The 19,295-nt window shown below is 60.3% G+C and carries 16 protein-coding genes; 7 read left to right on the top strand and 9 right to left on the bottom strand.

Features of this window, described 5'->3' with window-relative positions; genetic code table 11:
- The first annotated feature begins 219 nt into the window (after nt 1-219).
- Together AC07E3_RS15520 and AC07E3_RS15515 are read left to right on the top strand one after the other, a co-directional pair.
- Complete coding sequence (locus AC07E3_RS15520) at nt 220-1,902, top strand: electron transfer flavoprotein-ubiquinone oxidoreductase (RefSeq protein ID WP_478363141.1); 1,683 nt, start codon at nt 220-222, stop codon at nt 1,900-1,902.
- A 5-nt stretch (nt 1,903-1,907) separates the two neighbouring features.
- On the top strand, nt 1,908-2,759 hold the full coding sequence (locus tag AC07E3_RS15515) for a class I SAM-dependent DNA methyltransferase (protein WP_478363139.1): 852 nt from the start codon (nt 1,908-1,910) through the stop codon (nt 2,757-2,759).
- Between the two features lie 262 nt (nt 2,760-3,021).
- On the opposite strand, the gene AC07E3_RS15510 is transcribed toward AC07E3_RS15515, so the two are convergent.
- From AC07E3_RS15510 to AC07E3_RS15495, 4 genes are read right to left on the bottom strand one after another with little or no spacing between them, the layout of a single operon-like run.
- On the bottom strand, nt 3,022-4,041 hold the full coding sequence (locus AC07E3_RS15510; RefSeq protein ID WP_478363137.1) for an endonuclease/exonuclease/phosphatase family protein: 1,020 nt from the start codon (nt 4,039-4,041) through the stop codon (nt 3,022-3,024).
- Nucleotides 4,042-4,097: 56 nt separating this feature from the next.
- The gene (locus AC07E3_RS15505; RefSeq protein WP_336065768.1) at nt 4,098-5,597 is read right to left on the bottom strand and encodes an AMP nucleosidase; all 1,500 of its coding nucleotides are present in this window, start codon (nt 5,595-5,597) and stop codon (nt 4,098-4,100) included.
- A 46-nt stretch (nt 5,598-5,643) separates the two neighbouring features.
- On the bottom strand, nt 5,644-5,817 hold the full coding sequence (locus AC07E3_RS15500) for a hypothetical protein (RefSeq protein WP_157776520.1): 174 nt from the start codon (nt 5,815-5,817) through the stop codon (nt 5,644-5,646).
- 25 nt (nt 5,818-5,842) lie between these two features.
- The gene (locus AC07E3_RS15495; protein ID WP_007008452.1) at nt 5,843-6,013 is read right to left on the bottom strand and encodes a hypothetical protein; all 171 of its coding nucleotides are present in this window, start codon (nt 6,011-6,013) and stop codon (nt 5,843-5,845) included.
- Nucleotides 6,014-6,238: 225 nt separating this feature from the next.
- Here AC07E3_RS15495 and AC07E3_RS15490 point away from each other — a divergent pair, with 225 nt between their 5' ends.
- A complete protein-coding gene (locus tag AC07E3_RS15490; protein ID WP_065818378.1) occupies nt 6,239-6,943 on the top strand; it encodes a glutathione binding-like protein in 705 nt (234 codons plus the stop codon).
- Between the two features lie 58 nt (nt 6,944-7,001).
- Here the strand turns inward: AC07E3_RS15490 and AC07E3_RS15485 are convergent, their stop codons facing one another.
- Together AC07E3_RS15485 and AC07E3_RS15480 are read right to left on the bottom strand one after the other, a co-directional pair.
- On the bottom strand, nt 7,002-7,319 hold the full coding sequence (locus AC07E3_RS15485) for an SMR family transporter (protein WP_478363133.1): 318 nt from the start codon (nt 7,317-7,319) through the stop codon (nt 7,002-7,004).
- Nucleotides 7,316-7,666: a DMT family transporter gene (locus AC07E3_RS15480; RefSeq protein WP_478363131.1), complete on the bottom strand. Its 351-nt coding sequence runs from the start codon at nt 7,664-7,666 to the stop codon at nt 7,316-7,318. Before AC07E3_RS15480 ends, AC07E3_RS15485 begins: the two co-directional genes overlap by 4 nt.
- Nucleotides 7,667-7,765: 99 nt before the next feature.
- On the opposite strand from AC07E3_RS15480, the gene AC07E3_RS15475 reads away from it, so the two are divergent.
- Nucleotides 7,766-8,674 (top strand): LysR family transcriptional regulator, encoded by a 909-nt coding sequence (locus AC07E3_RS15475; protein ID WP_478363129.1) that lies wholly within the window; start codon nt 7,766-7,768, stop codon nt 8,672-8,674.
- A 222-nt stretch (nt 8,675-8,896) separates the two neighbouring features.
- On the opposite strand, the gene AC07E3_RS15470 is transcribed toward AC07E3_RS15475, so the two are convergent.
- Nucleotides 8,897-9,241 carry a DUF2147 domain-containing protein gene (locus AC07E3_RS15470; protein ID WP_065818374.1) on the bottom strand — a complete coding sequence of 115 codons (345 nt, stop codon included), beginning with the start codon at nt 9,239-9,241 and terminating at the stop codon, nt 8,897-8,899.
- Between the two features lie 576 nt (nt 9,242-9,817).
- Between AC07E3_RS15470 and AC07E3_RS15465 the strand changes: the two genes are divergently transcribed.
- A complete protein-coding gene (locus tag AC07E3_RS15465; protein WP_007008458.1) occupies nt 9,818-10,084 on the top strand; it encodes an SEL1-like repeat protein in 267 nt (88 codons plus the stop codon).
- A gap of 79 nt (nt 10,085-10,163) precedes the next feature.
- Here AC07E3_RS15465 and AC07E3_RS15460 read toward each other — a convergent pair whose 3' ends face one another.
- Complete coding sequence (locus tag AC07E3_RS15460; protein WP_478363127.1) at nt 10,164-12,119, bottom strand: acetyl/propionyl/methylcrotonyl-CoA carboxylase subunit alpha; 1,956 nt, start codon at nt 12,117-12,119, stop codon at nt 10,164-10,166.
- A gap of 928 nt (nt 12,120-13,047) precedes the next feature.
- On the opposite strand from AC07E3_RS15460, the gene AC07E3_RS15455 reads away from it, so the two are divergent.
- Together AC07E3_RS15455 and AC07E3_RS15450 are read left to right on the top strand one after the other, a co-directional pair.
- Complete coding sequence (locus AC07E3_RS15455) at nt 13,048-16,737, top strand: SRPBCC family protein (protein ID WP_478363125.1); 3,690 nt, start codon at nt 13,048-13,050, stop codon at nt 16,735-16,737.
- A gap of 190 nt (nt 16,738-16,927) precedes the next feature.
- Entirely contained in the window at nt 16,928-17,554 is a 627-nt protein-coding gene (locus AC07E3_RS15450) for a DUF922 domain-containing Zn-dependent protease (protein WP_336065747.1), read from the top strand.
- Between the two features lie 18 nt (nt 17,555-17,572).
- Here AC07E3_RS15450 and AC07E3_RS15445 read toward each other — a convergent pair whose 3' ends face one another.
- A complete protein-coding gene (locus tag AC07E3_RS15445; RefSeq protein ID WP_336065744.1) occupies nt 17,573-19,180 on the bottom strand; it encodes a carboxyl transferase domain-containing protein in 1,608 nt (535 codons plus the stop codon).
- Nucleotides 19,181-19,295 lie beyond the last annotated feature (115 nt).

The following is a 19,295-nucleotide window of genomic DNA, read 5'->3' as shown; positions in this document are numbered from 1 at the left end:
TTGCCTGCCGGCACATTCTCAATTATTTACGTTTACGTTAAAGTAATATCGGTTGGCGTCAAACAGGAATGGATTGATGCAACATCTCCGGTTTCGACAGGCGCGCGGATGCGCTATAGCCCGGCGTTGAAACCGTTATGCGGGACTGATGGGTATCCGGTTCGCGCCGGCAGCACTGGCAGGCACGGCGCGCGAGAGAAAAAGACTGCGGAGGGTGGAATGAGCGATATGGAACGCGAAAGCATGGAATTCGATGTGGTCATCGTCGGCGCAGGTCCGGCGGGGCTGGCCGCGTCCATCCGGCTCAAGCAACTGAACCCGGAGCTTTCCGTCGTCGTTCTCGAAAAGGGCGGTGAAGTCGGTGCGCACATCCTGTCGGGTGCCGTCGTCGATCCCATCGGCATCGACCGGCTTTTGCCGGAGTGGCGCGACGATCCCGATCACCCGTTCAAGACACCCGTCACCGACGATCAGTTTCTGGTTCTCGGGCCGGCGGGCTCCATGCGCATTCCCAATTTTCTGATGCCGCCGCTGATGAACAATCACGGCAATTTCGCCGTCTCGCTCGGCAATGTCTGCCGCTGGCTTGCAGGCTATGCCGAGGGACTGGGCGTTGAAATCTATCCGGGCTTTGCCGCCGCCGAAGTGCTCTACAACGATGAAGGCGCGGTCATCGGCGTCGCCACCGGCGATATGGGCGTCGAGCGCGATGGCTCGCACGGTCCCAACTATCAGCCCGGCATGGCGCTTCTGGGCAAGTATGTCCTGATCGGCGAGGGCGTGCGGGGCTCACTCGCCAAGCAGCTGATCGAGAAATTCGGCCTTTCCGAGGATCGCGAACCACAGAAATTCGGCATCGGCCTGAAAGAACTCTGGGAGGTCAAGCCGGAGAACCACAGGCCGGGTCTCGTCCAGCATTCCTTCGGCTGGCCGCTCGACATGAAAACCGGCGGCGGCTCCTTCCTCTATCATCTGGAAAACAATCAGGTGGCGGTCGGTTTCGTGGTTCACCTGAACTACAAAAACCCTTTCATCTCGCCATTTCAGGAATTTCAGCGTTTCAAGACGCATCCCGCGATCAGCAAGACGTTTGAAGGTGGCAAGCGCATCTCCTATGGCGCCCGCGCCATCACTGAAGGCGGCTACCAGTCGGTGCCAAAACTCGTCTTTCCTGGCGGTGCGCTCATCGGGTGCTCGGCAGGCTTCGTCAACGTCCCGCGCATCAAGGGGTCTCACAATGCGGTCCTCTCGGGCATGCTTGCCGCCGAGCATGTTGCGGAAGCGCTGGGCGAGGGACGCGGCAATGATACGCTGGAAGGCTACGAGGCCGCTTGGCGCGCCTCGGACATCGGCAAGGACCTGAAAAAGGTGCGCAACGTCAAGCCGCTCTGGTCGCGCTTCGGCACGCTTCTGGGCGTCGGCATTGGCGGCTTCGACATGTGGATGAACTCGCTGTTCGGCTTTTCGCTGTTCGGCACCCTGAAACATGGCAAGACCGACGCGGCTTCGCTGGAGCCGGCCGCAAAGCACAAGCCGATAGACTACCCGAAACCCGACGGTGTGCTCACCTTCGACCGTCTCTCCTCGGTGTTCCTGTCCAACACCAATCACGAGGAGGAGCAGCCGGTTCATCTCCAGGTGAAGGATATGGAGCTGCAGAAGACGTCGGAATACGCCGTCTATGCCGGCCCGTCCTCGCGCTATTGCCCTGCCGGCGTCTATGAATGGGTAGATGCTGACGGCAACGCGCTCACCGATGGCAGCGATGTGGCCGATGCCCGCTTCGTCATCAACGCGCAGAACTGCGTCCACTGCAAGACGTGCGACATTAAGGACCCCAACCAGAACATCAACTGGGTGCCGCCGCAGGGCGGCGAGGGGCCCGTCTATACCGGGATGTAACACCATTGTCCGAGCCCGAACCCGAAAGCGGCACCACCAGCCCCATCGATGAGGAGGCGCTGGCCGAGGCCTATAACCGCGCCCTCGCGCTCGAAAAGGCCGGCGACCTCGACGCAGCCGCTGCCGCCTATCGGGAGGTGCTTGCTCTCGATCCTGCCGACCATGGCGGTGCCGCGGTGCGGCTCGCTTCTATGGGACGGGGCGAGACACCCTCACGGGCATCGGAAGCCTATGTGGCGACCCTGTTCGATCAGCACGCCGGCGCGTTTGAGAGCATTCTGGTCGATCAACTCGGCTACGACGTACCGGCACTGACCCGCAGGGCGCTGGATGAGGTGGCGCCGGGGCCCTTCCACCGCATGCTGGATCTCGGTTGTGGAACGGGGCTTGCCGGAGAGGTTCTGCACGACATCGCGGACCACATCACCGGCATCGATCTTTCGGAGACCATGATCGAGGTCACCGACGAGAAGGAGGTCTACGACGCGCTCTATGTGGGCGATGCGGTGGACTTTCTCCATCACGCGGATGTCGAACCTTTCGATCTGATCACCGCGACCGATGTTTTGCCCTATCTCGGCGATCTGGATGCGTTCTTCGCCGGCGCGGCGGAGCTATCCGTGGACGGCGCGGTTCTCGCTTTTTCAAGCGAGACCCTGCCGGACGAGGTGCTCGCCGGGCGCGCCTTCATGGTCGGGCCGCATCAGCGCTTTGCCCATTCCGAGACCTATCTCGCCGAAATGCTCGCCAGGCACGGCTTTGCGGGGCTCGCCATCGGCGGCATCGTGGTGCGGCATGAAATGGGAAAGCCGGTTCCCGGCCATCTGGTCATCGCGCGCAGGAAGCCGGCCGATTAGGGGCAGGACCTATTAATATGGCCACAATGGCGTTCGATAGACCAAGAGATGCAAGGAAAAGCCCGCAGAGCGGGGCCTTTCCCCCGGTCAAGGGGTTTGACGCGGCAGGTCGCCGGTCTATCGAGCGTCCTTCGGATCGGCCTGATCAGCACGGGCTACTTTGTCACAAGGCCTTGAAAGACATGAAGTCTTCCTGCGGCCTTGCTTCGCGTATCCGCACAGATCAGGCCGACCATTGCGGCCATATTAACAGGTCCTGACCCTAGTTTCCGTTTCTGGCGAGCTTCACTTCGATCACCTCGGCCGGCTCATTGCCGGGCATGATGCCGAATTCGAACAGAACGGGCAGGTGATCGGACCCCACATCCTCCAGCCGCTCGACCGAAAATGGCACGATCCGGCCCTTGGTGAACAGATTGTCGATCGGCAGCCCCACGAGTCGGCGGAGGCTCTCGGGCACGATCGGTTTCATCCATGTGGGACCGACCCCCGGCAAGAGATCCAGCCGCCCGGCTGCAGCCACACGGTGAGCCGTCACGCTCCAGGGGGTTGCGTTCAGGTCGCCGGCCAGAATGGCGGTATCGGGAAGGCGTTCAAGCACGGGCGCCACACGCCCCACCTGTCGATGCTGTTCAAAGGGCCAGGGCCAGCCCAGATGCAGCGTGCCGATCTCCACCGCATCCGCGCCAAGCCGAACCGTCGCCACGGCCATCGAGCCGCGGTCATAGCAGGCAAAGGCGGACGGGTCGGCGAAGGGCCGGCGCGAGAGAATGGCAACCCCGCCGATGCGTGCCGGCGGCGGGCAGATCACGCGATAGGGATACGCCGCTTCGAGAAATTTCAGCTCTTCCACCCACATGCGCGAGACCTCGTTCAGCGTCACGATGTCCGGCTTTGTCCGGCCGATCAGGGAAAAGACCTGCTTGGGGGTGGCGTTGTCGTATCTGAGGTTAAGCTGAAGGAGCCGGTAGCGCGCGGCAGGCGAATCCGTCGTTTCGGCTTTTGCCGAACCGGTGGACGCCTGAACGGGAAGCAGCGTTGCGCTCAGCGTTGCGATGCCAAGCACGGTTCCCGCCGCACCGATCTGACGCCAGCCTTTCACAAAAAGCAGCGGTGCGGCCAGAAGAGCGATCAGCACGGCAAGGTGAATGCGAAAATGCGCCATGGAATCGAGGGCAGGGTGCAGCCTGCCCCAGAAACCGGCGACCAGCGGAAAAGACACCAGAACCACGCCGATGGCAAGAAAGGCCGGCAGCATTGATGCGATCCTCGGTCTCTTCATTGCCTCTCGCCCATTGTTTCCGTCTCGATGCAGCAGCGCCTAATCGCATTTTCTGGCTATTGGAAGGCGGTCTCGAAAAAGCTTCGCAACTTGCGTGAATGCAGCCGTTCCGGCGGCATGGCCGCGAGTTTCTCTACGGCCCTCATGCCGATCTTGAGATGCTGGGAAACCTGCCTCTTGTAGAAATCGGTGGCCATGCCCGGCAGCTTCAGCTCACCGTGCAGCGGCTTGTCCGAAACGCAAAGCAGCGTGCCATAGGGGACCCGAAAGCGGAAACCGTTGGCGGCAATCGTGGCCGATTCCATGTCGAGCGCGATCGCGCGGGATTGTGAGAGGCGCTGCACCGGTCCGCGCTGTTCGCGCAGTTCCCAGTTGCGGTTGTCGATGGTGGCGACCGTGCCGGTGCGCATGATGCGCTTTAATTCATAGCCGGAAAGCCCGGTGATCTCAGCGACCGCTTCCTGAAGCGCCACCTGCACCTCCGCCAGCGCCGGCAGCGGCACCCAGACGGGCAGGTCGTCGTCAAGCACATGGTCTTCGCGTACATAGGCATGCGCCAGAACGTAGTCGCCGAGCGCCTGCGTGTTCCTCAGGCCCGCGCAATGGCCGAGCATCAGCCAGGCATGCGGGCGCAGCACCGCCACATGGTCGGTGATTGTCTTGGCGTTGGAGGGGCCGACACCGATGTTCACCATGGTGATGCCCGCATGGCCTTCACGCGTCAGGTGATACGCCGGCATCTGCGGCAGGCGGGCAAGGGCGCTGGCGGACGGGCTCGTCTCGCCGGCCTTTGTGATGATATTGCCCGGCTCCACGAAGGAGGTGTAGCCGTTTCCGCCCTCGGCCATCATCTCGCGGGCAAGCGCGCAGAACTCGTCGATATAGAACTGGTAGTTCGTAAAGAGCACGAAATTCTGGAAATACGCGGGGGCGGTGGCGGTATAATGCGAAAGCCGGTGCAGCGAATAATCGACGCGCTGTGCGGTAAAGGGTGCAAGCGGCAGCGGTTCGCCGGGCGGGGCCTCATGCGTGCCGTTGACGATATGGTCGTCCGTGGCGTTGAGGTCCGGCACATCGAAAAGATCGCGCAGCGGCCGTTTCAGCCGGTCAGCTATCGAGCCCTCCACATAAGTGTCCTGGAGGAACGCAAAGTGGAGCGGTATCGGTGTTTCCGATTCGGAGACGGTGATGGGGACGCCGTGATTGCGGATGACCAGGCTCAGTTGATCGATCAGATAGTCGTCGAAAAGGTCGGGCCGCGTGATCGTCGTGGCATAGACGCCGGGCGCCGCCACATGGCCATAGGCAAGCCGCGTATCGATCTGGGCATAGGAGCCGGTGGCGAGGCTGACTTCGGGATAGAATGCGCGAAAGCGGCGGTCGCTTTCGCCGTCTTTGGCCACCTGCGCAAAGGCATCGCGCAGGAATGCGGTGTTGCGCTCGTAGAGCGCCTTCAATGCCGCAACGGCTTCGCGGGCATCGGTAAAGCTTTTCCGGGCAAAAGGCTCGGGGCTCGAAATCGTCTGAATGGGCTGAGGGTATATTCTATGTTCCATGGCCTTTTATATGGATATTCTTTTTCTTCTCAAGGCCCGACCCGATCTAACGCGAGCGTTTCAGGCTGACCATCAGGACGAGGCCGGCACCGCTCGAGCGTTCATAATCCCCTTCGATGATGTTTTCATTACCGGCACGGACGTTCTGGACCGCAAGCAGCGGTGAGCCGATCAGGGCAGCAAACATCAATCCCCGGGCCATATGTGTGATCGTCCGCATCGTCTTGTTCCTCAACTCGTTTCGCTCAGCGCAGCGCCGTTCTGCCGCAAAGGGCGGCCTGCTCCGCGGAGCAGGAGAACGGCCGATTGTCCTGCCAGGGATCGGAAGGCCTGCCGGCCTCTGCGACCAGTATGGCGAGCCCCATGCCGAAGAGGGCGGTGATCAGGCAGACGATTGAAAAGCGGCGCATCAACATTGGTTCGTCCTCAGTGTCGCCATCACTTTGGCCGAGACCGACTGAACCGAGACTGAGAGGGACATTCATCCAGGGTTCAGCAGTGTTAACACCCTCATTATGGGCAGATAACAGATGGTTTATCGGCGAGCGCGTTGCAAAGTGCGCAGATGGTGCTTACCTGCCCGGGTATCGCCGCGATCCTCCCCCGACCGCGCGGCGCCCAACACCTGGAGGCAACGACACATGACCACCCAGACCAAGCCGATTGAGCTTCACTACTGGCCGACGCCCAACGGCTGGAAAATCACCATTTTTCTTGAGGAAACCGGTCTCCCCTACGATGTGCACTTTGTGAACATCGGCAAGGGCGAGCAGTTCGAGCCTTCCTTCCTCAAGATCGCGCCGAACAACCGCATGCCGGCCATTGTGGACCCTGAAGGTCCGGGCGGTGAGCCCATTTCCGTGTTCGAATCCGGTGCCATCCTTCAGTATCTCGGCCGCAAGACGGGAAAGTTCTATCCCACCGACGAGCGGGCCCGCGTTGAAGTCGATCAGTGGCTGTTCTGGCAGATGGGTGGTCTCGGCCCCATGGCCGGCCAGGCGCATCACTTCCGCAATTACGCGCCGGAAAAGATTCCCTACGGCATCGAGCGCTACACCAATGAGGTCAACCGCCTCTACGGCGTCATGAACAAGCGTCTCGCAGACCGGCCGTTCCTCGCCGGCGATGACTACACCATTGCCGACATGGCGAGCGTTGGCTGGGTGAAGCCCTACGAGCAGCAGGGGCAGGATCTCAACGATTTCCCCAACCTCAAGCGCTGGTTCGAGACCATCATGGCGCGGCCGGCGGTCGTGCGCGCGCTGGAGGTTGGTCAGGAACATCGCCGCAATATCGCTGAGGACAAGGAAGCCCAGAAAGTTCTTTTCGGTCAGCGCGCCAGCTGACTTCAGCCCTGAACGTTTAAGGCAGGGCGGGCGTCTTTCGGGCGCCCGCCCTTTTTGTCTATCCGAGGCGTATCAGCAGGATGGCCAGGATGAGAAGGCCCACACCCAGCCAGCTCGTCAGGTTGAGGCGGTGGCCGAAGACGAGCCGGACGGCCAGCGCCGTCCCGAGGATCGAAAGCACGCCCCACACCGCATAGGCAATAAAGAGGTCCATGCCGGTGACGGCCAGCGCCAGAAGCGCGAAGGCCGCCATGATGAGCAGGACGGCAGCGGTTCCCCAGCCCCTGCGTGCGAAACCGTTCGATTTCTCCAGCGCCAGATTGGCGAGAATGTCGAGCACCACCGATCCCAGGACATAACCCATATAGATGCTCATCGTGTCTCGCCCTGCTGGTGGTGGCCATAGTTGATCACCGCGATCCCGAGCAGCGCCACGCCGATGCCGATGCCCTGAACCCGGGAGATCGTTTCGTCGAGGAGGTAGAGGGAGGTGAGGGCGATCAGGACCATGCCGAACCCTTCCCAGAACGCATTGGCGAGCGCGACCGGTATGCGCAGCGTTGCGCGTCCCAGAAAGAGATAGGCGATGCCGATCATGGAAATCGCCGCCAGCGTTCCCTGAAGAAGCGCGCCGCCGGATACCAGGAGTTTCATGAGTGTGGTCCCGACCACTTCTGCAAAGACCGCAGCGATCAGATAGAACCAGTGCAATTTCGACCTCATAGTGTCAGATCAAGTTTTATGTCACTCGATTGAGATATCTGCCCAATTGCCGTATGGAAAATCGCTGAGCGACAGGATTTTTGACGAAGAAGCTTTGCCGTGAGACTGGATTATCTGGAGTATTTCGTGGCTGCGGCGCGCGCGGGCTCCATCTCGGGTGCCGCGCTCCAGCTTGGGCGCAACCGTTCCACGGTCAGTATGGCAATCGCCGCGCTGGAGGATGAGCTTGGCGCCGCGTTGTTCGTGCGGCGCGGCAACAGCCTTGCCCTCTCGCCGGTCGGCGAGCACATTCTGGATGACTGTGCCCGCATCATCGCGCTGTCCAACAGCATCATCGAGCGCTGCGCGCGTGGTGGTGAGACTACAGGCCGGGAACTGAGGATCGGGCGCGACGATGTCCTGTCGGAAAACTTCTGGCGCCATGTGATCCGGGCCATTCGCCGGGCGCGGCCGGATGTGCGCCTCAGCATGCGCTATGCCGAAAGCGATGTGCTTCCTGAACTGGTGCGCGAAGGGCAGCTCGATATCGCCTATTTCATTGCTTCGGGCCGTGCCGGCCCGGCATCCGGGCTCTACAGTCGTGTCATTGCGCGGATTGGCATGCGGATGATGGTCGCCCGGAGCCATCCGCTTCATTCCATGAGCTATGTCGCCGACGACGATCTCGCCATCCTGCCGCAGATCACCTATCTCGACAGCACGCAGCGCGAGCGCTTTCACCTCGACGCCATGGGCAGCGAACGTATCGCGCTCAGCAGTTTCGAGCTAGGCAAGGATGCGATCTGCGATGGTCTGGGCTGGGGCTACGTGCCCGAATCCCTGTTGTCGGAAGAAGACGACGCGCAGCTTGGCCAGATCAATCACGGTCTGGGCGCAGCCTGGTATCCCTATTTTGTCTGCAGCCGCGAGCCGCTTGCCATCGGGGGCAGGACCGAAGCCGCGCTGCAATCACGCGCACACGAAATCATTCTCGCACAGATGCGCAGTGAAGGTCTGATCGCAGATTGAGCCCCCACGCCTTCCGCAGGGAGGAGAGGCGTGGAAGGGCTCTGACCGGGGCCTGTGTTCCATGCAAGGCTGGCAACCTGGACGACGCCCGCCACGGGGCCTGTTCATAGGTCCTGACCCTGGAGCACCGGGCCGAAAAGTGGAATCCGGTTTTCGGATTGTTCCGATGCTCCATCAATCGTTTAGGTCGTCCTTTGTGCGTCCGGATGGACACACGGCGATCTAGAGACGCGACCAGGTCTGGTTGCGGCAGATCAGGCCGCCGAGTACGCAGCCTCCCATCTTCAGGCTATTGCCGGAGAGGGTGCCTTTGCCGGAATAGGTCTTGTCGTTGGCCGGATCGGTGATCTTGCCCGTATACTTGCTGCTGCCGGCAGCCTGAAACGTGCCGATCTTCTTGCCGGCGTGCTTGCCGCTTTTCAGCGTGATGCAATAGGAGCCGCCACAGGGCGCAATCTGTGCCGTCGCGCCGGATTCCGTCTTCCAGTTCCCCTCAATGGGGTCGGCCATGGCAACGCCACAAGCCAGAAGCAGCGCGGCACCACTCAAAACAACTCTGCCAATCATCAGTCTTCCTCCCAATGATGTTGCGGGCATAGCTTACGCAAACGTAAACGTAATACAACCGCTTTTTGTGGTGGCAGGCCGCAACCGTGACAGAAGCTGCATCAGTGTGGTCGGCACCTGCAGTATCGCCACCGCGCCATGGCTCGCGCTCTTCGAGCTTATTTCGCCCGTCGGGCGAGAGGCCGAACAGCGGCATTCGTATGAATGCAACAGGAAACGGCGCAGAAGACCCGCGGCCAGTCCGGTTTTCTGCCCGCCGCAAGGGGCGAAATCGCACGGCGCGCAATTAGAATTTTCAGAAAATTGTCTCTTCAAGCGTGCGGCGTGGTTAACGAAATCTTGCAAACGACGTTAACGAATTCGCCTGGCGCCCACCACTGAAATCCCGATGCCCTGCGGGTTTGCGATGCTTAACAAAATCAGGCATTTACTGAAAATTTGAACTTTGTTTTCTTCTAATTAAGCACAAGATTTAACGGCGATTTCAGCCGCACCCTGCATTCTCGAAAGCATCGAAGGGCTGGCTCGGAAGGGCAAGAACAAAGGCTCTCGGGAGAAAAACAGGGATCTTGAATTATGGCACGTTACGACGTTCAGGAAGCAGGCTTCGGTACGGCTGGTTCGTCCACCCAGGCCGACGTGCTGTTTCAGCTTGGAATGATGTATGCGACCGGCCGCGACTGCGATGTCGACCTGGTGGCCGCGCACAAATGGTTCAACATTGCAGCCATCAAGGGCTCTGAGCGCGCTGCGGAGCTGCGCTCGGAACTGGCCGCCGGCATGTCCAAGCCGGAATTGGCCAGGGCGCTGCGCGATGCCCGTGAATGGATGACGATGCACTGATGCGGGGGGCGGAACGTTCAGGATCCGGTCTGAAACGGGCCGGGTCCTGAACGCAGGGCGCCTTTACGCTTGCGCGAGTCTACTCTGCTTCCTGAAAGCGGACGAGCATCGCGCCGTCATTGACCTGCAGACCTTCGGTCGCGATTTCGGCGACGACGCCGTCATGCGGCGCGGTGATGGTGTGCTCCATCTTCATCGCTTCGAGTACCAGTAGCGGCTGACCCTTCTGGACCGTCTCGTTGACCGATGCGCGCACCAGCTTCACCAGCCCGGGCATCGGTGCTCTGAGCCGGTCGCCGCCGCCGCTTTCCTCGGCGGCCTGCAGCCGGTCCGGCACCTTCAGCGTCAGCGCATCCGCGCCCTCGAACACCGTGATGTGGCCCGGCCATGAAGCGATGCGGGTGGGGTCGTCGCGGTGCACGATGATTGGCCGGCTGGCTTCATCGTCACCAAGGTGAATTGCCAGCGCGCCATCGGCCTGCGCCGCCACGCGGGCTTCTACCGCCTCTTCACCGTTTACCAGCGTCCGTTTGTGAACGAGCGGCCCGAAATGGCCGTAACCCGAAATTGCTGAAAACGGATCGGATGCATCTTCTGAAGATGCGGCTCCGCTCGTTGCTGCGATGGCTGCCGCAAGATGCCGCGCCTTAAGAGGGGCAGTTTTGGTCAGAACGTCCTGCTTGCGTCCGATCAGGCCGGTCTCCAGCCGCCCGGCAGAGAAATCATCGTCGCGCAGAAGCCGTGTCAGAAAGCCGAGATTGACGGTCGAGCCGGCGATCTCGGTCTTTTCGAGCGCGTCGGCGAGCCCCTCAATCGCCTCCTCCCGTGTGGGCGCATGGACAATCAGCTTGGCGATCATGGGATCGTAGAACGGGGTTATGGCATCCTTTTCCGCGACGCCCGCATCAATGCGCAATCGTGCGGCTTCGATGCCATCGGGAAACCGCAAATGGTGCAGCGTTCCGGTTGCCGGCAGGAAGTCACGCGTTGCATCCTCGGCGTAGAGCCGGGCTTCCACCGCATGGCCGCTCACCGTGATTTCGTCCTGTGTGCGTGGCAGGGGCTCGCCCGCCGCCACCCGCAATTGCCATTCCACCAGGTCGACACCCGTAATCATCTCCGTCACCGGGTGTTCCACCTGCAGCCGGGTGTTCATCTCCATGAACCAGAACCGGTCCGGTCGCAGTCCTTCCGATGCATCGACAATGAACTCGATCGTGCCGGCACCGCTATAGGAAATGGCCCGGGCAGCCTTCACGGCGGCCTCGGTCATCGCCGTCCGCGTTTCTTCGTTCATGCCGGGCGCGGGGGCTTCCTCGATCACCTTCTGATGACGGCGCTGGGCCGAGCAGTCGCGTTCGAAGAGATGGACGGCATTTCCGTGGCTGTCGCCAAAAACCTGCACCTCGATGTGCCGGGGTGTCTGGATATACTTTTCGACCAGCACGCGCTCATCGCCGAAGGCAGCCTTTGCTTCCCTTTGGGCCGCGGCCAGAGCATCCGGGAACGCATCGGGATCGGACACCAGACGCATGCCCTTGCCGCCGCCGCCAGCCCGCGCCTTGATCAGAACCGGATAGCCGATTTCATTGGCCTTGGAAGCGAGCGCGACTAGCGCCTGCGTATCGCCGTGATATCCGGGAACCACCGGCACTCCCGCTTTTTCCATCAGCCGTTTTGCGGCGTCTTTCAGTCCCATTGCGCGAATGGCCTGCGACGACGGGCCGACAAAGATCAGGCCGGCGTCCTCCACCTTCTCGACGAAGTCGGGGTTCTCCGAGAGAAAGCCATAGCCCGGGTGGATGGCCTGCGCTGCGGTTTCAAGCGCGGCGGCGATAATTCTGTCGCCATCGAGATAGCTCTCGGTCGCCGGAGCCGGGCCGATGCACACCGCCTGATCGGCCATGCGCACATGCAGCGCGCCTCGATCCGCGTCGGAATAGACCGCAACCGTGGCAATCCCCAGGCGCCTGGCGGTTCGGATGATCCGGACAGCAATTTCCCCACGATTGGCGATCAGAATCTTGTCAAACATGCAGAGCGTTCCTCCTACGAAGCAGGGACACCATAATGCGTTGAGCGTGTTTTGTGGCGGGAAATCTGCTCAAACCGCCATTCTTGTCGCTGAAATGGGCGCTACGTGTGGAAGAGCATTGGCGTCGGTGAGTGCGGGAACGCCGTACCATCGCTGATGGTCCTTTAGCCGTGGGCTATTTTGCATACCAGCTCCAGATTCTGGGTAAGCAATACAGTATTTCCAGATCGGGAATCCGGTAAGAATACCCAAAACAACTGTATCCTATCTGCGTCATTCAAATATGTTTCTGCAAGAGTTCCGGGGGTTTTCGGCCGGGCTTCATGTCAGACGCAGGTTTCGATGTTGTGCAGATGACCCGTTTCCCGGAGCGAGGAATACTGCTGCGTGTAGCCCGAAGGAACTGGTGTCGGTGGCGTGTTTGACTGGTTCGACCGGGAGAATTCATGAACGGCCAGTTCGTGTTCAACGCATTCTAGTGCCGAGATTCTGTACGCGCGTTTGAGCAGCTCGAGTAGCAGCAAAGCGTTTTGATGTCGGGAGAGCATGGCCTTCCGGTGAAAGGGTAGCAACACAACAGGCAAGAAAAAGCGGATCCGTGGAACTGCGTCCACCGGAAGCCGTAGCGGCCGCGCGTACGAAAGCGAGTTTGGGACGTTCGGAGGCGTGAAGCGGAGCAATTCGCTGAACTTGTCAGCAGATAATAGATGGAAATTCCATGATGAAATATTCACCATCCCGCTTTCTGTTTGCAAGTAGTCTTGTATCGATTTCGGCTACTCTGCAAATCGGCCCGCTCTTAGCAGCAGACATGCAGGGGGCAGAGCCGATCCCCGAACCTCCGATCTTCTCTCCATCTCCCCTGAGACAGAACGCCCGCATCGTCGGAGGCGCCCCCATGGGAGGAGGTACAGTCGGAGGCGCCCCCATGGTCGTGCCAGGTGACGGTGCTCCCGTATACAAGGGTGACGACCTGCCGCCCTTGGTCGATCTGGACGGGAACTGTGGTGGTGTTGCCTGTCCTGCCGCGATGCGCGGTAAGATGATGGACAACAGCTCCGTGGGAAAGTTGCGGATCGGTGAGAATACGGAGCGCGCCGGTCCCGGCGATCGACCATCTCTACCCTTCGTCATTTCTGTTGATGGTCAGGTCGTCGATGAAAGCGGCCAGATCACAAACGAGGGTATGTTTGGCGTCTCGCCCAACGCACGTCCCGTCGACAGGCAGCGCAAGACGGATCTCGATCTCAACTCAGTGGATATCCAGATCAAGTTCGACGGGCTGGATGCGGAGCCATTGCTCAACGTATCGACCGTGCCCGTACAACGCATTTTTCGGGAAGGCGAACCCGTCCGCTTCTACGCGACGTCCAACTATCCGGCGTTCATCAGTCGGGCGGAAGTTCGCATCTATGAGAACAACGTTGCCTGGGCCAACAAGCCTGTAGCCGTCGTTCCGATCAACGTAAATGATGAAGCTGCTTGGGTCATGCCTGTGCAAAGCGGCCGCGAATTCCGCTATGTGCTGCGTGTCTACGATGCCAGGGGCCGCTTCGATGAAACGGTGCCGATGACCATCGCCAGCACTCGTGGCGAGTTCCTATCCGATTCCGGATATGGCGTGGCGCCGGGCAATGCGGAAGACCGGACCGCCTTCCGCAACATTCCAGTCTATGGCGGTGCGATAACGGTCTATGGCAAGAATGTTCCCCAAGGATACGGCATCGTCGCTTTCGACGAACTCGTTCCACTCGACCCAAAGGGAACTTTTGTTACCCAGCGCATTCTGCCACCGGGCCAGCATGTGGTCGACGTTGCCGTTGACGGTGGCTCGAAGTCGGGCGGACTTTACTTCAGCCGGGATGTCAACATACCGACAAACGACTGGTTCTACGTCGCCCTTGCAGATTTCACCATCGGCAAGCGAACGGGAGACAGCGGCATCGAGGAGGTACGGGCGGGTGAGTTCGACAGTGTGTGGAACTCGGGCCGCTTGGCATTCTATCTCCGCGGCAAGATCAAGGGAAAGTTCCTTCTGACAGCAGCAGCCGATACCGGTGAAAACGAGGTGAAGAACCTTTTTAAGGATCTCGATGCCCGAGACCCAAGGGAACTCCTCCGTCGCATTGATCCCGACAAATATTATCCAGTGTATGGGGATGATTCCACGTCGGTAGAGGACGCGCCGACAAACGGGAAATTCTATGTGCGCCTGCAGCGTGGTGAAAGCCATGTGATGTGGGGCAACTACAAGACCAAGATTTCAGGCACGCGCTTCCTGCAGGTGGATCGCGGCCTCTATGGTGCCGAGATGGTCCTCCGCTCGGCGGGCAACACCGCGAATGGTCAGCCCAAATTCGAAGCCACGGCCTTTGCAGCCAAACCTGATACATTGCCGCAGCGTGACGAGTTCCTGGGAACGGGCGGATCAGCCTATTTCCTCAAGCGGCAGCGCATCATCGAAGGCTCGGAAACGCTGCATATCGAATACCGGGACAAGGTCACAGGCCGGGTCATCGAACGGCGGGCGCTGGTCTACGGTGAAGATTATACGATCGACTATCTGCAGGGTGTCGTCATTCTCGATGCACCTCTGTCGTCCGGTTCCATTGATGACGGTGCGGTTCGTGACGGCGCACTGGGTGGTCTCAAGGCCTATATGGTCGCGCAGTACGAATACCGCGCGCGCGCTGGCGACATGGAGAATTATGTCTATGGCGGCCGCGCGCAGACCTGGCTCGGAAAGAGTGTCCGGTTGGGCGCAACGGGGATCAAGGACTCAACGGGTCTGTCTGACCAGACTGCCTATGGCGCAGATCTCAGGGTTCAGCGTTCCGATGATACCTATATCGACGGCGAGATCGCTTATTCGAAGGGCCCTGGTTTTGGCCTGTCGCGTTCGACGGATGGTGGTCTGACCCTGGCCGATCAGGATACGGCAGGGCGTGAGGGACTGTCTGCGAAAGCCTGGAGCCTACGCGGACAAATGGCCTTCAAGGATTTCCGTTTGCTCGGCACTGCCGGCAGACTTGGCGGCTACTACGAGCAGAAGGAGGCCGGTTTCTCCAGCGTGACCGAACAGGTAGATGCTGACGAACGCAGCTGGGGCGCCGAAGCCGAAATCCCTTTGAGCGCCAGCATGAACCTCAAACTGTCTTATGACGATTATCAGAACGATGAGGGGCGGGAACATAGCGATGCAGAGCTGGAAGTCAGCTACGCGTTTGACGCCTATTGGAAAGCGGCATTCGGCATCGCCTATTCGAAGCTTCATTCGCCGGCAGCGATAGCATCAGGCAAGTCCGGCTATGACGGCACCCGGTTGGATGCAGGTCTGCGCGTCGACTATCGGCAGGATGACGATTACCTCTATTATGGTTTCGTGCAGGGCACGATCGACCGGAAAGGAAATATTGCGAAGAATGATCGTTATGGCGTTGGTGCCGAAGTGCGTCTGAGTGAAAAGCTCGGTGCCGAGGGTGAGGTATCCTGGGGCAAGTCGGGAATAGGCGGTCTCGCAGCTCTGACTTACGATCCGACACCAGAAGATCACTATTACATCGGCTACCGTCTCGATCCTGATCGCGCTACCGATGGCAGCTATGGCTATGACCTTCAGGGTCGTGACCATGGGGCCGTGGTCGCCGGTGTGAAGAAGCGCATGAGCGATGTGGTCTCGGCCTATTCGGAAGCGGATGTCGATCTTTTCGGACGCCGCAACTCGCTGGCGCAACGCTATGGCGTCATCTACACGCCGGATGTTGCATGGACGTTCGATGGTGGGGTCGAAGCCGGCAATATCGAGGATGACCGCATCAATCCCGCTACGGGATCGCAATACGCCGATTTCGAACGCTACGCGGGTTCGCTGGGAGTCGGTTTCAAGGATGAGGAGATGGGTGTCAGCGCACGCGTCCGCGGCGAAGCCCGCTTCGAGCGGTCTGATGATAAAACGCGAAACCGCAACACCTATGTCATGAGTGCTGGTGCGGCAATGGATCACGACGGGTACGGCCGGGTGCTCGGAAGCGTCGATGCCGTCATTTCACAGACGCCAAACGGAACTTACTACAATGGCGACTATATCGAGGGATCCCTGGGATACGCCTATCGCCCGGTGGACAACGACCTGCTGAACGCATTGCTCCGGTATACATATCTTTACAACCTTCCCGGCAATGACCAGATCAGCAGCATGTCGCGTTCGACGAACGGGCCGCTTCAGCGCAGTCATATCGTCTCTGCTGACCTAACCTACGATCTCCTGCCATGGCTCTCCATTGGCGGCAAATACGGTATGCGTCTCGGCGAAATCCGCGCAAGGAGCCGTGACGGCAGCAACTCCATGGGCAACTGGGAGAAGTCGTCGGCTCATCTTGGCATCCTTCGTGCCGACCTGCATGTGGTCAAGAACTGGGATGCGATGATTGAGGGGCGGGCATTCTATCTTCCGGAGATCGAGTCCATGGACTACGGCGCCCTCGCAGCCCTCTACCGGCATGTTGGCAACAACTTCAAAGTCGGTGCGGGTTACAATTTCGGGCGCTTCTCAGACGATCTCCGTGATCTGACGCTGGACGACCGCGGAGCCTTCCTGAACGTGGTCGGGAAGTTCTGAGGCCCGAGGCGGGCGTCGCTCGAGGGGGGAGGCGCCCGCCACTTCATCTCCGAAAGCGAGAGCACCTGTCCTCATTTGGACAAAGTCGTTGTCGAAAGTCGCGGGACGCTAAACCGCCAGGGCTTCCTTTCCGAAGCTCTGGCGGTCTGTTATTTCAGTTGCAGCAATTCGGTCGGAAGCGCCGGATATTATGGGGGCACTGGATTTGGTCAATATCCGCTGGGCGTATGCAGCCGCGGCAGTGGCGTTCTTGCCAGGTGTGGCGCTGGCTGACTGGAAGCCGGTCGAGCGCATCGAGCCCTACACGATTTCCGGCTCGACGGCTCTCGATCTCTACAGGTCCATCGGCGAACGCGGACCAAAGCTTGGCGTGCGCCGGGTGATCGCCTACACGGATTTCAAGCTGACCTGGCGCCGGGACTATCGGCCACGCGATGACGGTGCCTGCGTTCTGGCATCGGCGAAACCGAAGCTGATCATCACCTATCGCCTGCCACAGGTTTCAGGCAGCCTTTCCCCACAGACGCAGGCGGCGTGGGAGCGCTTCAGTGATGGTGTGCGAACCCATGAGCGTGTCCACGGAGAGATCATCACCGACATGGTGAAGAAGATCGAGGCCGTATCCGTCGGCCTGCGTGCAGAGAATGATCCGGGTTGTCGGAAGGTGCGGGCGAAACTGCAGGAGCATCTTGGCCGCCTGTCAGAGGAACAGCGTCAGCGCAGCCGCGAATTCGATCGGGTCGAGATGGGCGATGGCGGCAATGTCCATCGCCTGGTGATGGAGTTCATCAATGGTGACAGGCAGCGCAGCAACTGACGCCGCCAGTTCAAAATCCTACATCCTGAAAACACCGAACTTCGTATCGCCGACCGGCGCATTCAGCGCAGAGCCGAGCGAGAGGGCAAGCACCTCGCGTGTCTTTGCGGGGTCGACAATGCCGTCATCCCAAAGCCGCGCGCTCGAATAGAGCGGGTGGCCTTCACGCTCGTATTTCTCCAGAATGGGCCTGCGAAAATCGGCCTCTTCCTCCGCACTCCAGTGCCCGCCTTTGCGCTCGATGCCTTCGCGCTTGACGATGGAAAGCACGGTTGCCGCCTGCTCGCCGCCCATCACCGAAATGCGCGCATTGGGCCACATCCAGAGGAAGCGGGGAGAATAGGCCCGGCCGCACATGCCGTAGTTGCCGGCACCGAACGAGCCGCCGATGATCGCCGTCACTTTGGGCACCTGCGCAGTTGCGACCGCCGTCACCAGTTTGGCGCCGTCGCGCGCGATACCGCCGGCCTCATATTTGCGTCCGACCATGAAGCCGGTGATGTTCTGGAGGAAGACAAGCGGAATTTTCCGCTGACAGCACAATTCGATGAAATGCGCGCCTTTCAGGGCACTTTCGGAGAAAAGCACGCCATTATTTGCCAGAATGCCCACCGGAATTCCGTAAATATGGGCAAAGCCGGTGATAAGCGTGGTTCCGTAGTTGGCCTTGAACTCATCGAACTCGGAGCCGTCCACCACGCGTGCGATCACCTCGCGCACATCGTAGGGCTGGCGGGTATCGGCGGGGATGATGCCATAGATCTCGTGCGGGTCGTAAACCGGTGGAACCGGTTTGCGAAGATCGAGCGATATGCTCTTCTTTCGATTCAGGTTTTTGACGATGCGCCGCACGATCGCGAGCGCATGCTCATCGTCTAGCGCATAGTGGTCGGCAACGCCGGATTCGCGTGTATGCACCTCCGCGCCGCCGAGTTCCTCCGCCGTCACCACCTCGCCGGTGGCCGCCTTCACGAGCGGGGGGCCGCCGAGGAAGATGGTGGCGTTTCCCTTCACCATCACCGTTTCGTCACTCATTGCCGGCACATAGGCGCCGCCGGCCGTGCACGACCCCATCACGCAGGCGATCTGCGGAATGCCCTTCGCCGACATGTTGGCCTGATTGTAGAAGATGCGGCCGAAATGATCCCGGTCGGGAAACACTTCGTCCTGGTTGGGAAGATTGGCGCCACCTGAATCCACCAGGTAGATGCAGGGCAGGTTGTTTTCCAGCGCGATCTCCTGCGCGCGCAGATGCTTCTTGACCGTCAGCGGATAATAGGTGCCGCCTTTCACTGTGGCGTCGTTGACGACGACGACGCATTCGCGCCCCTCGATGCGTCCCACACCGGCAATCAGGCCGGCGGAGGCAATGTCCCCGCCATACATGTCGAAGGCGGCGAACTGGCCGATCTCAAGGAAAGGCGCGCCCACATCGAGCAATTGCCCAAGCCGTTCGCGCGGCAGAAGTTTGCCACGCTTGACGTGACGTTCACGCGCCTCGTCCGATCCGCCTCGCTCGATCACGGTGGCTTTCTCGGCCATCTCGGCCACCAGCGCCTCCATGCGCTGGAAATTGGCCCTGTATGCGTCGGAGGAGGGGGAAAGCTGCGATTGAAGGACGGTCATGCGATCTCCTGCGACCTTTGCGGGTCCTTACCCTGGCTATGAACATTCATGACTGAACGGCTGCATCGCCCACAAAGCGCATCATGCGCACGGGATGCAACAGATTGAAGTGAAG

The sequence above is a fragment of the Nitratireductor lacus genome (assembly GCF_056431025.1).
Note: the sequence above shows the minus strand (reverse complement) of the source record. Positions and strands in the feature narration are given on the sequence as shown.

Coding starts and splice junctions, on each gene's coding strand:
- AC07E3_RS15460 (WP_478363127.1), bottom strand. CDS start 12,119: ATGTTTGACAAGATTCTGATCGCCAATCGTGGGGAAATTGCTGTCCGG.
- AC07E3_RS15470 (WP_065818374.1), bottom strand. CDS start 9,241: ATGATTGGCAGAGTTGTTTTGAGTGGTGCCGCGCTGCTTCTGGCTTGT.
- AC07E3_RS15500 (WP_157776520.1), bottom strand. CDS start 5,817: ATGCGGACGATCACACATATGGCCCGGGGATTGATGTTTGCTGCCCTG.
- AC07E3_RS15450 (WP_336065747.1), top strand. CDS start 16,928: ATGGGGGCACTGGATTTGGTCAATATCCGCTGGGCGTATGCAGCCGCG.
- AC07E3_RS15485 (WP_478363133.1), bottom strand. CDS start 7,319: ATGAGCATCTATATGGGTTATGTCCTGGGATCGGTGGTGCTCGACATT.
- AC07E3_RS15445 (WP_336065744.1), bottom strand. CDS start 19,180: ATGACCGTCCTTCAATCGCAGCTTTCCCCCTCCTCCGACGCATACAGG.
- AC07E3_RS15490 (WP_065818378.1), top strand. CDS start 6,239: ATGACCACCCAGACCAAGCCGATTGAGCTTCACTACTGGCCGACGCCC.
- AC07E3_RS15495 (WP_007008452.1), bottom strand. CDS start 6,013: ATGTTGATGCGCCGCTTTTCAATCGTCTGCCTGATCACCGCCCTCTTC.
- AC07E3_RS15480 (WP_478363131.1), bottom strand. CDS start 7,666: ATGAGGTCGAAATTGCACTGGTTCTATCTGATCGCTGCGGTCTTTGCA.
- AC07E3_RS15455 (WP_478363125.1), top strand. CDS start 13,048: ATGGTCGTGCCAGGTGACGGTGCTCCCGTATACAAGGGTGACGACCTG.
- AC07E3_RS15465 (WP_007008458.1), top strand. CDS start 9,818: ATGGCACGTTACGACGTTCAGGAAGCAGGCTTCGGTACGGCTGGTTCG.
- AC07E3_RS15520 (WP_478363141.1), top strand. CDS start 220: ATGAGCGATATGGAACGCGAAAGCATGGAATTCGATGTGGTCATCGTC.
- AC07E3_RS15505 (WP_336065768.1), bottom strand. CDS start 5,597: ATGGAACATAGAATATACCCTCAGCCCATTCAGACGATTTCGAGCCCC.
- AC07E3_RS15510 (WP_478363137.1), bottom strand. CDS start 4,041: ATGAAGAGACCGAGGATCGCATCAATGCTGCCGGCCTTTCTTGCCATC.